Source organism: Stenotrophomonas sp. Steno-C18, assembly GCF_056393195.1.
Genome location: NZ_JBWJOX010000003.1, coordinates 1 through 13,652 on the forward strand (window position 1 = coordinate 1; position 13,652 = coordinate 13,652).

The following is a 13,652-nucleotide window of genomic DNA, read 5'->3' on the forward strand; positions in this document are numbered from 1 at the left end:
GCCAATGATCGATGGCGAAGCTGAGCATCGCGAGGGAACGCGAGCCATTGCCCGGCTGAAAACTGTAAATGCCATACAGCAGATCATCCAGATTCGCACCTGGCGCCAGATGCAGCGACGTGTTCTGGACAATATTCGGCCTGTCATCAAAAACGAATCCACCACCAAGCCCCGGCACGAAGATCCATGCCGACAGCACCGCGATGAGCAGCGCAGCAAGAACAAGTCGAGCCCTCGAAACAGATATGTGCATTCTCAATCCGGAAGAGCAGCGGACAGGCAGCCCACCAAAGCAAAGCAGAGCAGTCGCTTGAAAAACGAAGAGCGCCTTTCGGCGCTCTTCGCTAAAACACTTTCAAACCAGCGACTTACGGAGCCTGCAGTGCACAGGTACCGCTGCCGACATCGCACTTGGTGTTCTGCTTGATGGTGGCATTGCCCTTGGTCGGGGCATTGAAGGTCACCGAAGCGCCGGAGTTGTAATCACTGGTGGTCGGGGCGGTCACGGTGCCATCGCAGGCCTTGCCGGTGAGGTTAGCAATGGTACGACCATCGGCCAGATTGGCGACAGCCGCGCCCATGTAAGCCTTGGCTTCAGCCAGGCAGGCGCCGTTGGCCGAACGCTGGGTGTAGTTGCGGTACTGCGGCAGCGCGATGGCGGCCAGGATGGCGATGATCGCCACGACGATCATCAGTTCGATGAGGGTAAAGCCCTGCTGCTTCTTCATAAGTACATCCCCTAGAGGTGTGAATTGTGAACATGGTTGCAGGCGAATGCCCGCCCCGCATGGGGTTACAAAGCAGGTTGCGTGCCAACTAGCCCAGCACCCCCTACTCCCCGCGGCAATGATGGCAGCATCCTGAAATAAGTGAAGCCCCCCGGCATCAATTTCGAGACTGGCACTCCAACATGACGAAAAACGTCACAATGTGACGCAACCCTCCACCCTTTAGCCAGCGCCCTGTCCCGGCCAAGTGTGACCCAACGCGTCAAAGGCCGGATGAGGGCGTGCCGGAAGCCAAGCGAACCGCTACCATGCAGACCATTGTTCCGGGTGGGGATGCCCGGACGGGGAGAAGAAATGGCCGTTACCCGAAGTGCAGCAAGCAAAGAGTCGGCGGGTCGCAACACCAGCCAGATGCAGCCGTTTGTCTGGGAGGGGACCGACAAGCGCGGCACCAAGATGAAGGGCGAGCAGGACGCCAAGAACGCCAACCTGCTCAAGGCCGAGCTTCGCCGCCTGGGGATCACCCCCACCGTGGTGAAGCCCAAGCCCAAACCGCTGTTCGGCGCCACCGGCAAGCCCATCAAGCCCAAGGACATCGCCTTCTTCAGCCGCCAGATGGCGACCATGATGAAGTCCGGCGTGCCCATCGTGACGGCGCTGGAGATCATCGGCAGCGGGCACAAGAACCCCCGCATGGCCAAGATGGTGGGGCAGATCCGCGCTGACCTGGAAGGCGGCTCCTCGCTGTACGAGGCCATCAGTAGGCACCCCGTGCAGTTCGATGAGCTGTACCGCAACCTGGTCCGCGCCGGCGAAGGCGCGGGCGTTCTGGAGACCGTGCTCGAAACCATCGCCAACTATCAGGAGAACCTCGAGTCCCTGAAGGGCAAGATCAAGAAGGCGCTGTTCTATCCCGCCATGACCATCGCGGTCGCGCTGCTGGTGAGCTCGATCCTGCTGATCTGGGTGGTTCCGCAGTTCGAGGAGGTGTTTGCCGGCTTCGGCGCGGACCTGCCTGCCTTCACCAAGATGATCGTTGCAGCCTCCAAGCTAATGGTCAGCTGGTGGTGGCTGATACTGTTCATCATTGCAGGTTCGATCATCGGTTTCATGTTTGCCTACAAGCGATCCATACCAATGCAGCACGCAATGGACAGGCTTGTATTGAAGGTCCCGGTCATCGGCCAGATCCTGCATAACAGCGCCATTGCGCGTTTTGCCCGCACAACGGCGGTCACGTTCAAGGCCGGCGTGCCCCTGGTGGAAGCTCTCAGCATCGTCGCCGGCGCCACCGGCAGCAGTGTCTATGAACAGGCGGTGCTGCGGATGCGCGACGATGTTGCCGTGGGCTATCCGGTCAACATGGCCATGAAGCAGGTCAACCTGTTCCCGCACATGGTGGTGCAGATGACCGCCATCGGCGAGGAAGCAGGCGCCCTGGACTCGATGCTGTTCAAGGTGGCCGAATACTTCGAGCAGGAAGTGAACAACGCCGTCGACGCGCTGAGCAGCCTGATCGAACCCATGATCATGGTGTTCATCGGCGTGGTGGTGGGCGGCATGGTCATCGGCATGTACCTGCCGATCTTCAAGCTGGCCTCGATTGTTGGATAACTGACAGATGGCATTTCTCGACCAGCATCCCGGCCTCGGCTACCCCGCCGCGGTCGGCCTGGGACTGCTGATCGGCAGCTTCCTCAATGTGGTGATCCTGCGCCTGCCCAAGCGGCTGGAGTGGCAGTGGCGGCGCGACGCGCGCGAGATTCTCGAGCAGCCGGACATCTACGAGCCGCCGCCGCCGGGAATCGTGGTCGAGCCATCGCACTGCCCGCATTGCAAGCACAAGCTGAGTTGGTACGAGAACATCCCGCTGTTCAGCTGGCTGGTCCAGCGCGGCAAGTGCCGCCACTGCCAGGCCCCCATTTCGCTGCAGTATCCGCTGGTGGAGCTGGTCACGGCGCTGCTGGTGCTGGCTAGCGTCTGGCAGTTCGGCTTCGGCTGGCAGGGCTTCGGCGCGATCGTGCTGAGCTGCTTCCTGGTAGCACTGTCCGGCATCGACTTGCGCACGCAACTGCTTCCGGACCAGCTCACCCTGCCCCTGATGTGGCTCGGCCTGATCGGCAGCATGGACAACCTGTACATGCCCGCCAAGCCCGCGCTGATCGGTGCCGCGGTGGGTTACCTGTCACTCTGGACGGTGTGGTGGCTGTTCAAGCAGCTCACCGGCAAGGAAGGCATGGGCCACGGCGACTTCAAGCTGTTGGCGGCGCTGGGCGCCTGGTGCGGCGTGAAGGGCATCCTGCCGATCATCCTGCTGTCCTCGCTGGTGGGCGCCATCATCGGTTCGATCTGGCTGTATTCCAAGGGCCGTGACAAGGCCACGCCGATTCCGTTTGGCCCCTACCTGGCCATCGCCGGCTGGCTGGTCTTCATGTGGGGCGACCAGTTGATTGGCGGTTACCTGCGACTGTCCGGCCTGCAGCAGTAAGACCACTGTCCATGCGGATGCGGGGACGAAGCCGCGAGGCCACCCCGCTCAACCGAGCCCGTCTGCAATGAGCAATTTCACCATTGGCCTCACCGGCGGGATTGCCTCAGGCAAGAGCGAGGTCAGCCGGCGCTTCGAAGCACTGGGCATCGTCGTCGCCGATGCCGACGTGGCCGCGCGCGAAGTCGTGGCCCCCGGCAACCCCGCCCTGGCACGGATCGTCGGACGTTTCGGCGTCGATATCGTCCAGGCCGACGGCACCCTGGACCGCGCCCTGCTCCGCCAGCGTGTATTTGCCAACGACGATGAGCGGCGTGCGCTCGAAGCCATCACCCACCCCGCCATCCGCCGGCGCATGATGGACATCTGCACTGCCGCACCGGGGCCCTATGTGATCGCTGCCATCCCGTTGCTGACGGAGGTCGGAGGCCGTGCCGCCTATCCGTGGCTGGACCGCATCCTCGTCGTGGACACCCCCGTCGCGCTCCAGCATGCGCGGCTGTTGCGACGTGACAACATCAACGCCGAACTGGCGGATCGCATGATCCAGGCACAGGCCACGCGCGAACAGCGCCTGGCGCTGGCCGATGACGTCATCGTCAATGATGGGCATCCCGATGCGCTGCAGGCGCAGGTCGAGGCGCTGGACCAGCGCTACCGCGATCTAGCCAGCAAACGGTAACGGCCAACCCGCGCCTGATCAGGCGGCGGAGAAACGCAACGTGGCGATCACGCCGCGTTCGCTACCCGGACGGATATCCACCCGCCAACCGTACAACGCGCACAGGCGACTGACGATCGACAGGCCGATGCCCCCACCCTGCGAATGACCGGCATGGGTGCCACGATAACCGCGCTGGAACAGGCTCGCCGCATCCTCCTCGCTCAACCCCGGCCCCGAGTCGATCACCTCCACCGCATCGGCCGCCACCCGTACCAGCACCTGCCCGTCCTGGGTGTACTTCACTGCGTTGCCGATCAGGTTGCCCAGCGCGACCGACAGCGCCGATTCCGGCGCATCGACCACCAGCTCGCGCTCCCCTTCCAGCGCCAGCACCAGCGGTTTGCCACCCAGCTGCGCGCGATGCGCATCCAGCAACTGCTCGGCCACCTTGGCCACATTGCTGTTGCCATGGCCACGCTCGTTGCGTGACAGCAGCAACAGCGAACCGATCAGGTCGGTGCATTGCTGTTCGGCCCGCTGGATGCGCTGCAGGCGTTGCAGCACCTTTTCATCAAGCCCCGGGCGCGCGAGCAGCAACTCGGTTGCACCGCGGATGACCGCCAAAGGGGTACGCAACTCATGGCTGACGTCGGCGTTGAACTCACGGTCGCGCTGGACCACTTCGGTCAATCGCGCCGAATAATCATCCAGGGCCTCGGCCAACTGGCCGACTTCGTCGTCCGGGAAGCGCGGCGCCAACGGCTCGGGATGCTTGTTGTCCCCCCGGTAGGCACGCAGGCGGGCCGCCAGATCCGACACCGGGCGCATGACGCGCGAGGCGGACCACCACCCAAGGACCCACGAAAGCAGGCTGAAGACGATCACCGAAAGAAACAGCGCGCGCTTGAGCTGCTGCTCACCGCGCATCGCCTGTCCCATGTCATAGGCGATGAAAAACCAGGCATCGGGGGTCTTGCGCACACCCACCTTGTAGTAGAACGGCTTGCCGTCGGCATCCTCACCACTGAAGTTATGGATGCCGTCGCGCAGATGCTCCCATTCGGGATACTCCCGACGCAGGGCTTCGAGCCGGTCGGGCTTGTCGGGGCGGATGAGGATGGCGCGAATCTGCTGCACCGGCGCCATCACGTCCTTGCCACCACTGCGGACGTAGCTTTCCCAGGATGCGTCGAGATTGGTGTTCATCACGTCCTCGACCAACTGGTTTTCCACGCGCATCCGCGCCCAGTTCGTCGCAAACGCGAACAGCGTGGTCAGGCAGAAGCCCAACAACACGAATGAAAGGATGATGCGGCTACGCAGGCGGCGGCGATAACGCCCCCGCTTGCGTGTCGGCCCAGGCGCAACGTCCTCAGACATCGGCAACGGCGATGCGGTATCCAATGCCATGGCGGGTCTGGATCATCGGTGCGGCGAACGGCTTGTCCACCACCGCGCGCAGCCCGTGGATATGCACGCGCAGGGAATCCGAATCCGGCAACTCCTCACCCCATACCCGGGTTTCCAGTTCCTGGCGGGTGACCACGGCAGGCGAGGCTTCCATCAATGCCTGCAGGATCTTCAACGCGGTGGGGTTGAGCTGCAGCAGCTTGCCCTGGCGGCGCACTTCCAGCGTGTCCAGGTTGTATTCCAGGTCGCCCACTTCCAGCACGCGCGTGTGCGCGCCCTTGCCACGCCGCGACAAGGCGTTGAGGCGGACTTCGACTTCCTGCAGCGCGAACGGCTTGATCAGGTAGTCATCGGCACCGGAGTCGAACCCGGCCAGCTTGTTGTCCAACGAGTCGCGTGCGGTCAGCATCAGCACCGGCGTCTGCTTGCGCGCGTCGTTGCGCAGCTTGCGGCAGACCTCGATGCCGTCCATGCCCGGCAGGTTGAGATCGAGCACGATCGCGTCGAAATCATGCACCACGGCCAGATGCAGGCCGGTGACGCCATCGGCCGCGAAATCCACCGTATGACCGCGATCTTCCAGGTAGTCACCCAGATTCGCCGCGATGTCGCTGTTATCTTCGATTACGAGAATGCGCACGTGTGCGGGTACCTTTGTCTTGAAAGCACAGGGAGCTTTCCCCGGCAGGAAATGGATTACATCACAGCAAGTATTAACTTCTCACAATGATGGCTTGCTGCCGGTAACAGCCCCCTCCAGACATGCCGGCTTTAGTTGCCTACCTTGACGTCCTTTCCGCCCTGCAGGGATTCCACCGCGCGCCGTGAATCATTCCTGATGCGCTCGCGCTGCGCGACGGTAACGCACTGGGTGGTCGCCATCGTGGAGCCCAGCGTCTTTTCACGCCGGCAGATCTGACGGCTGTCCTCGCGCGCCTTGGCCAGGACGGTGTTGACGAGCTCGTGGTCGCCCAGCACCTGGGCGCGGGCATCGGAAGGCAGCAGGTCGAGGCTTCCCTCACCCACGACCGCAGCGATGCGATCCAGTGCGGCCAGTACCCGTTCCCGATCCGGGGCTGAAATCTCGCTGTATACCTCCCCCGCCTGCAGCTCCTGCCGCACCTTCGCCTGCTGCACCTGGAAGGGCTGCGCCGATTGCAGGGCGGGCTCCTGCTTGGCCGCGGATGCAACGGCGGGCAACGCAAACAGCACCATCAAGATCACGTTCTTCAGCATGTTCATCCTCTCCTTGGTCGCAACACTCTATCGCCGTAGCAACCCCACAACAACAGGAGAAAATACCCAATAAAAACAAGGCCCTGGCGAAAACCGCCAGGGCCTGAAAAATTCCCGATCACCGGACCCACTGAGGAGGGCTGGGTACAGTGGAAGCAGGCTAGAACCAAGCGGATTAAAGGGTTGTTAAAACCATGCAAACAAATTGCAGGTGCCCGTCAGCGCTTGAGATTTGCGACGTAATCGATCATCCGCCCGGCGACATCACCGCCGGAAACCGACTCGATGCCCTCCAGCCCGGGGGTCGAATTGACCTCCAGCACCAGCGGCCCGCGCCTGGAACGGATCAGGTCCACGCCCGCGATGCCGAGCCCCAGCGCCCTGGCCGAGCGCACCGCCACCTGCTGCTCGGCCTTGCTGGCCTGCACCGGCTCGGCGGTGCCACCGGCGTGCAGGTTGGAGCGGAAGTCGCCCTCCTGGGCCTGGCGGCGCATGGTCGCCACGACCTGGTCGCCGACCACCAGGCAGCGCAGGTCCGCGCCCTGCGCTTCGGCGATGAACTCCTGCATCAGGAAGTTGGCATACAGCCCGCGCAGGGCCTCGACCGTGCCCTTGGAGGCGCTGAGCTTCTCGGTGAGGATCACGCCGCGGCCCTGGGTGCCCTCGCTGAGCTTCACCACGTGCGGCGGCGGCCCCAGCATCGACAGCAGGTCGTCGGTATCGTCCGGGTTGTCGCCGAACACCGTCACCGGCATGTCGATGCCCTTGGCGGCCAGCAGCTGATGCGCGCGCAGCTTGTCACGCGCGCGCAGGATGGCGTCGGACGGGTTCGGGGTGCGTGCCCCCATCATCTCGAACTGGCGCAGCACCGCCGTGCCATAGCGGGTGATGGAGGCACCGATGCGCGGGATCACCGCATCGAAGCCTGACAGCGGCTTGCCCTTGTAATGCATGTCGAAGCCGCCGGCGGTGATGCGCATGTAGCAGCGCAGCGGGTCAAGGATGCGGACGGTGTGCCCACGCGCACGCGCAGCCTCGACCAGTCGACGGGTCGAATAGAGTTTGGTGTTGCGGGAGAGGATGGCCAGTTTCATCGCAGGGCCTGCATGGAAGGCGTGGCACTTCCCACCCGCCCTTGCGTGATGCCTCAGGCCCATTGCGGCGCCTGGAAAATGGAGCGGGTGAAGGGAATCGAACCCTCGTCGTAAGCTTGGGAAGCTTCTGCTCTACCATTGAGCTACACCCGCGCGGCGTGGCAAGTCTATGCGCCCCTGCCCTCGCAGCGCAACGGTCAATGCGACACGGGCAGGCCGGCTGGCAAAACAAAGGCGGTGCCGCCGGGGCGGCACCGCCTTCCATTCACGGCATCCGTGGATCAGAAGCTGCCGCTGAAGCTGGCGAACACGGTCATGTCACGTGCCGACTTCTGCAGCGTGGTGGTGCTCATGCCGATGTTGCTGTTCAGGCCCCACAGGTTGACCCGGGCACCCAGCACGACGGTGGCGTAATCACGATCAAACGCCAGGCCCGGCACCTTGTAGGTGCCCACGTCGGCCATCGTCTGCAGCCACGCGCTGGCCTGCTTGCCCTTCTCGAACTCGTGGTCGTAGGTAGCCTGCACGTACGGGCGGAAGTTGCCGCCGTCGTAGCGCGCCTGCCAGCCGATGCGGCCGACGGTCGAGTCGGCGTCCTGATCGCCATAGCCCAGCGCGGTGGCGCTGGCGTTGCTTTCGGTGTAACCGTCGAGCTTGACCTTCTGCCAGATCACCGCCGCGACCGGGCCATGACGGAAGCCGCCTTCCTGGCCGAAGTCATAGCCGGCGTTGACCGCTGCCGTCAGGTTGCTGCCGTCCGGCGAGCCCTTGTGCTCACGGGTGGCCGGGCCGAGCTGGACCTTGCGGGTCACGTCGTAGCCCAACCAGCTGTAGCTGAGCTGGCCGTTCACCCAGACCTTGTCGCCGTACCAGCCGGCGAACAGGCCCAGCGTGGTGTCGTCCTGGGTGAAGTCGCCCTTGCTGTTGCCGAAATCGGCGTCCATCCGGCCAAAGCCGGCGAAGCCGCCGAGGACGATGCCGTCGCGGGCCCAGTCGACGCCGAACAGGCCGGCCGGTGCCATGCCGTCATACAGGTCGGCGTGTGCATACCGCTGCATGTCGCCACGCAGGTTGCCCCACCAGCTCAGGCCATCGGCCGGGCGACCGGCCAGGTGCGCGCCGACCTGGTCGGCACGGGCACGACCGGTGGTCTGCGCCGAGTGGGTCAGCACCTGCTGCAGGCGCGGGGCTTCGATCACCGAGATGGCGTACTGGCCCATGATCTGGTGGGCGGCGGTGCTCGGATGCACGCCGTCGGCGAACACGTAGGTGTTGGCCGCGTTCGGGGCGACCGTGGTCAGCGGGCTGCAGGTCAGCGACGAGACGGACGTGCAGGCCATGCCCGAGACGTTGGTGAACCCGTAGGTGCCCGGGTCGGCGACGATTTCCTGCAGGATGCTGAAGGTATCCACCGGGATCACCTGCAGGCCGGCCTGCTTGAGCCCACCGAACAGGGCATCGTTGTAGGCCTTGGCCAGCGCGGTGCCCTGTGCCATGCCGACCGGACCGCCCGCGCGGGAGGCCGGGGTGAGTCCGATGTCCGGCAGGTTCATCACCATCACGTACTGTGCGCCGGCGGCCTTGAGCGTGCCGACGATGCCGACTTCGTCAGCGACGGCGGCCCCGATGATGGCCTGCGCCTGGGCCGGGGCATCCTGGACGGCGAACAGGTCATTGGCACCGCCCCACACGCTGTACAGGGCGTTCGGATCGGCCTTGCCACCGTTGGCGGCCAGGTAACGGGTCATCTGGCTCTTGAGCGAGGCCACCGGCAGCGCCGGCGTACCCGGGGCCAGGGTGACGCTGCTGTCCACGCCGACGCGCGCGCCACCGATGGCGTAGTTGTCGCCGGTCTGGCCATTGCCGTTGGGGCTGGCATCGGTGCCGAAGTGGTCTGCCACGTAATCCGACCAGACCCAGCCCGGGTTGGTGGTGAAGCGGCCGACGACCGCCGCACTCGGATCCAGTTGCACCAGCACCGGCCGGAAATTGCCGGTATCGGTCAGGCTGTCACCGAAGAACACCGTCTTGGAGAACGGGGACTGCGCCATGGCCGGTGCAGCGGCCAAGGCAATGGCGACGGCGATGGCCGAGCGCAGCGGGCGGGAGAAGAGGTTCATGGAATGCTCCGTACTGGGGGTAAGCGGCGCATACGCTGCCGCACGTTGTTAGTTTTTCATTCCCTCGTAACAGTCTCACGCTGCGCTGCCGCATGCGGCTGGGCTTTTGCGACGGCTCTGGCGAAAATGGCCGCATGAACATCCAGCTCAATGGCCAGGCCCGCCCCCTTTCCCACCCCCTCACCGTGCTCGAACTGCTGGCCGATGAAGGCCTGGCCGAGCGCCGGGTCGCCGTCGAGGTCAACGGCCAGATCGTGCCGCGCAGCCGGCATGGCGAGCACCTCGTGCAGGACGGCGACCTGGTCGAGATCGTTCACGCACTGGGTGGTGGCTGAGCCAGCCGCCCACGGCCAGGGGCGGCCTCGGCCGCGAAGCCGACGACCGCGGGGCCGCCGCCTTCGGGCGGTTCCGCATGCGGCACTCCGCGAGGCCCGGCCATCAGCGGTTTCGCGGCCAAGGCCGCTCCTGCCGGGGCTGATGGGTGATAATTCGGCAATGAACGCAAATGCTCCCTCCGATTCGCTGGTCATCGCCGGCAAGACGTATTCCTCCCGGCTGCTGACCGGCACCGGCAAGTTCAAGGATCTGGAAGAAACCCGCCTGGCCACCGAAGCCGCTGGCGCCCAGATCGTCACCGTGGCCATCCGCCGCACCAACATCGGCCAGAACCCGGGCGAGCCCAACCTGCTCGACGTGCTGCCGCCGGACCGCTACGCCATCCTGCCCAACACCGCCGGCTGCTACACCGCCGAAGATGCCGTGCGTACCTGCCGCCTGGCGCGTGAGCTGCTCGACGGCCACAACCTGACCAAGCTGGAAGTGCTGGGCGACCAGAAGACCCTGTACCCGGACGTGATGGCCACCCTCAAGGCGGCCGAGCAACTGGTCAAGGACGGCTTCGACGTCATGGTCTACACCTCCGACGACCCGATCCTGGCCAAGCGACTGGAGGAGATCGGCTGCGCCGCGGTGATGCCGCTGGCCGCGCCGATCGGCTCGGGCCTGGGCATCCAGAACAAGTACAACCTGATCGAGATCATCGAGAACGCCAAGGTGCCGATCATCGTCGATGCCGGCGTCGGCACCGCGTCCGATGCGGCCATCGCGATGGAACTGGGCTGCGACGGCGTGCTGATGAACACCGCCATTGCCGGCGCCCGCAACCCGGTGCTGATGGCCAGCGCCATGCGCAAGGCCGTGGAAGCCGGCCGCGAGGCCTTCCTGGCCGGGCGCATCCCGCGCAAGCGCTATGCCAGTGCCTCCTCGCCGGTGGAAGGGTTGATCGCCTGATGACCAATCCCTTTGACAGCGCGGGCTCCAAGGCACCGCCCAAGCCCTTCACCGTGACCGAAGGCCGCCGCGAAGTACGCAGCTTCGTGCTGCGCCAGGGCCGCTTCACCCCGGCCCAGCAGCGCGCGTTCGACGAGCGCTGGCCGCGTTTCGGCATCGACTTCAACGGCGAACCGCGTGATCTGGACGCCACTTTCGGCCGCGTCGCGCCCAAGGTGCTGGAAATCGGCTTCGGCAACGGTGCCGCGCTGCGTTACGCCGCGCAGTTCGACCCGTCCAAGGACTACATAGGCATCGAGGTGCACGCCCCCGGCGTGGGCCGCCTGCTCAACGCACTGGCCGACGACGGCGCCGACCACGTCAAGCTCTACCACCACGACGCGGTGGAAGTGCTGGAGAAGGAAATCGCCGACGGCGCGCTGGACGAAATCCGCATCTACTTCCCGGACCCGTGGCACAAGAAGCGCCACAACAAGCGCCGCCTCGTGCAGCCGGCCTTCGCCGCGCTGCTGGTGCGCAAGCTGCGCCCGGGTGGCCTGCTGCACTGTGCCACCGACTGGGCCGACTACGCCGAGCAGATGTGGGACGTGCTCGACGCCACCGAAGGCCTGGCCAACCGCGCCGGCCCGCGCGGCAGCGTGCCGCGCCCGGACTGGCGCCCGCAGACCCACTTCGAGACCCGTGGCCAGAAGCTCGGCCATGGCGTCTGGGATCTGCTCTACGACCGCGCCTGACCGGGACTGCTGAAGGAACCGCCGCCGCATGGATACCGCGCTGACGCTGACGACCGACATGAAGCTCGTGCTCGGGCTGGTCGGCTTCACGATGGCGATGTTCCTGTTCGAGCGCATCCGCGCCGACGTGGTCGCGCTGGTGGTGATGGTGGTGCTCGGCGTGACCGGGTTGATCGCACCGGAAGAAATCTTCGGCGGTTTCTCCGGTAACGCGGTGATGAGCATCATCGCCACCACCATCCTCGGCGCCGGGCTGGACCGTACCGGCGCGTTGAACCGGCTGGCCGGCTGGCTGCTGCGGCGCTCGCACGGCGTCGAGAAACGCCTGCTGCTGCTGACCACCGCCACCGCCGGCTTGAACTCCTCGTTCATGCAGAACCCCTCGGTGATGGCGTTGTACCTGCCGGTGGCCTCGCGGCTGGCATCGCGCACGACGCTGACCCTCAAGCGCCTGCTGTTGCCGATATCCGCCGCCATCGTGATGGGCGGCGCGCTGACCATGGTCGGCAACTCGCCGCTGATCCTGCTCAACGACCTGTTGATGTCGGCCAACAACAACCTGCCCTCCGGCACCGCGACGATCGAGCCCTTGCGGATGTTCGCGCCGCTGCCGATCGGCGTGGCGCTGGTGATCGCCTCGCTGGCCTATTTCCACTTCTATGGCAGCTGCAAGCTCCGGGAGGAGGAAGGCAGCGAAGGCGACGATGCACAGGCGCCGGCCCGCACCGAGAGCTACTTCGCCAAGGCCTACGGCATCGAGGGCGACGTGTTCGAGTTGCTGGTCACCGCCGAGAGCCCGCTGGTCGGCATGACCGTCAGCGATGCCGAGAACCTGTTCGATGCACCGTTGCTGCTGGCCCTGAAGACCGGTGACGACACCCGCCTGGCACCACCGGCGGACATGCGCATCTGGGTGGGCAGCGTGATCGGCGCGATGGGGCCGCGGCAGCAGGTATCGGATTTCGCGCAGAACCAGTTCCTGCGCATGTCCTCGCGCCTGAAGCAGCTGGGCGACCTGTTCAACCCGGCGCGTGCCGGCATCTCCGAGGCCGTGGTGCCACCGACCTCGCGGGTGATCGGCAAGACCGCCGGCGAGCTGCGCCTGCGCAAGGAGCGTGGCATCAGCCTGCTGGCGATCAACCGCGACAAGCAGGTGATCCGCGAGGACGTGCGCAACACGCCGTTGCGCGCCGGTGACATGCTGGTCTTCCACAGCATCTGGCAGGACCTCGCCACTGCCGCGGGCAGCCGTGACTTCGTGGTGGTCACCGACTACCCCAAGGGCGAGCAGCGTCCGCACAAGTTCAAGATCGCCATGGCGATCTTCGCCATCACCATCATCATCGCGTTGACCTCGCACCTGCCGGTGGCGTTGACCCTGCTCATGGGCGTGGCTGGCATGCTGCTGACCGGCGTGTTGCGCATGGACGAGGCCTACGCGGCGATCAACTGGAAGACCATCTTCATGATGGCCGGGCTGATCCCGCTGGGCTGGGCGATGGACAGCAGCGGCGCGGCGGCCTGGATCGCCGGCCACACCATCGACAAGCTGCCCAGCGGCATCCCGGTCTGGGCGCTGGAACTGGCGCTGGCCCTGCTGACCACCGCGTTCTCGCTGGTGATCAGCCATGTCGGCGCCACCATCGTCATGGTGCCCATCGCGGTGAACCTGGCGCTGGCGGCCGGCGGCAATCCCACCGCGTTCGCGCTGATCGTGGCGTTGTCGGCGTCCAACAACCTGATGACCGCCTCCAACCCGGTGATCTCGATGGCGATGGGCCCGGCCAAGTACACCCCGCGCGAGATGTGGCGCGTCGGCGGGCCGCTGTCGTTGCTCTACACGATCATCGTGGTGGTGATGATCAACCTGATGTTCTGAAGCTGCGCG

General features: G+C 65.3%; 13 protein-coding genes, 1 tRNA gene and 1 pseudogene. 7 read left to right on the plus strand and 8 right to left on the minus strand.

The window, feature by feature from the left end:
* Positions 1-253: pseudogene (locus AC06FE_RS07325) on the minus strand (hypothetical protein); the annotation flags it as partial.
* A gap of 115 nt (positions 254-368) precedes the next feature.
* Positions 369-728: a prepilin-type N-terminal cleavage/methylation domain-containing protein gene (locus AC06FE_RS07330; RefSeq protein WP_478072677.1), complete on the minus strand. Its 360-nt coding sequence runs from the start codon at positions 726-728 to the stop codon at positions 369-371.
* A 354-nt stretch (positions 729-1,082) separates the two neighbouring features.
* Between AC06FE_RS07330 and AC06FE_RS07335 the strand changes: the two genes are divergently transcribed.
* From AC06FE_RS07335 to coaE, 3 genes are all read left to right on the plus strand, one after another.
* Positions 1,083-2,342 carry a type II secretion system F family protein gene (locus tag AC06FE_RS07335; RefSeq protein WP_478072881.1) on the plus strand — a complete coding sequence of 420 codons (1,260 nt, stop codon included), beginning with the start codon at positions 1,083-1,085 and terminating at the stop codon, positions 2,340-2,342.
* Positions 2,343-2,349: 7 nt separating this feature from the next.
* Positions 2,350-3,216 (plus strand): prepilin peptidase, encoded by an 867-nt coding sequence (locus AC06FE_RS07340; RefSeq protein ID WP_132865390.1) that lies wholly within the window; start codon positions 2,350-2,352, stop codon positions 3,214-3,216.
* Between the two features lie 67 nt (positions 3,217-3,283).
* A complete protein-coding gene (coaE, locus tag AC06FE_RS07345; protein WP_192287467.1) occupies positions 3,284-3,898 on the plus strand; it encodes a dephospho-CoA kinase in 615 nt (204 codons plus the stop codon).
* An 18-nt stretch (positions 3,899-3,916) separates the two neighbouring features.
* Here coaE and AC06FE_RS07350 read toward each other — a convergent pair whose 3' ends face one another.
* The 6 genes from AC06FE_RS07350 to AC06FE_RS07375 form a co-directional block, all read right to left on the minus strand.
* Positions 3,917-5,260, minus strand: a complete 1,344-nt coding sequence (locus tag AC06FE_RS07350; protein WP_225591796.1) for a sensor histidine kinase — start codon at positions 5,258-5,260, stop codon at positions 3,917-3,919.
* Entirely contained in the window at positions 5,253-5,930 is a 678-nt protein-coding gene (locus AC06FE_RS07355; RefSeq protein WP_132865393.1) for a response regulator transcription factor, read from the minus strand. The genes AC06FE_RS07350 and AC06FE_RS07355 overlap by 8 nt, the downstream gene beginning before the upstream one ends.
* A gap of 131 nt (positions 5,931-6,061) precedes the next feature.
* A complete protein-coding gene (locus AC06FE_RS07360; protein WP_192287469.1) occupies positions 6,062-6,526 on the minus strand; it encodes a hypothetical protein in 465 nt (154 codons plus the stop codon).
* Between the two features lie 218 nt (positions 6,527-6,744).
* Positions 6,745-7,620, minus strand: a complete 876-nt coding sequence (gene rimK / locus AC06FE_RS07365; protein WP_132865395.1) for a 30S ribosomal protein S6--L-glutamate ligase — start codon at positions 7,618-7,620, stop codon at positions 6,745-6,747.
* A gap of 79 nt (positions 7,621-7,699) precedes the next feature.
* Positions 7,700-7,773 (minus strand) — tRNA-Gly (locus tag AC06FE_RS07370).
* Between the two features lie 128 nt (positions 7,774-7,901).
* Complete coding sequence (locus AC06FE_RS07375; protein WP_478072882.1) at positions 7,902-9,707, minus strand: autotransporter outer membrane beta-barrel domain-containing protein; 1,806 nt, start codon at positions 9,705-9,707, stop codon at positions 7,902-7,904.
* A gap of 167 nt (positions 9,708-9,874) precedes the next feature.
* Here AC06FE_RS07375 and thiS point away from each other — a divergent pair, with 167 nt between their 5' ends.
* The 4 genes from thiS (at position 9,875) to AC06FE_RS07395 (ending at position 13,643) form a co-directional block, all read left to right on the plus strand.
* Entirely contained in the window at positions 9,875-10,075 is a 201-nt protein-coding gene (thiS, locus tag AC06FE_RS07380; RefSeq protein ID WP_192287470.1) for a sulfur carrier protein ThiS, read from the plus strand.
* A 160-nt stretch (positions 10,076-10,235) separates the two neighbouring features.
* Complete coding sequence (locus tag AC06FE_RS07385) at positions 10,236-11,030, plus strand: thiazole synthase (RefSeq protein WP_132865398.1); 795 nt, start codon at positions 10,236-10,238, stop codon at positions 11,028-11,030.
* On the plus strand, positions 11,030-11,764 hold the full coding sequence (gene trmB, locus AC06FE_RS07390) for a tRNA (guanosine(46)-N7)-methyltransferase TrmB (RefSeq protein WP_132865399.1): 735 nt from the start codon (positions 11,030-11,032) through the stop codon (positions 11,762-11,764). Before AC06FE_RS07385 ends, trmB begins: the two co-directional genes overlap by 1 nt.
* Before the next feature lie 28 nt (positions 11,765-11,792).
* A complete protein-coding gene (locus AC06FE_RS07395; protein WP_478072678.1) occupies positions 11,793-13,643 on the plus strand; it encodes an SLC13 family permease in 1,851 nt (616 codons plus the stop codon).
* Positions 13,644-13,652: the final 9 nt, after the last annotated feature.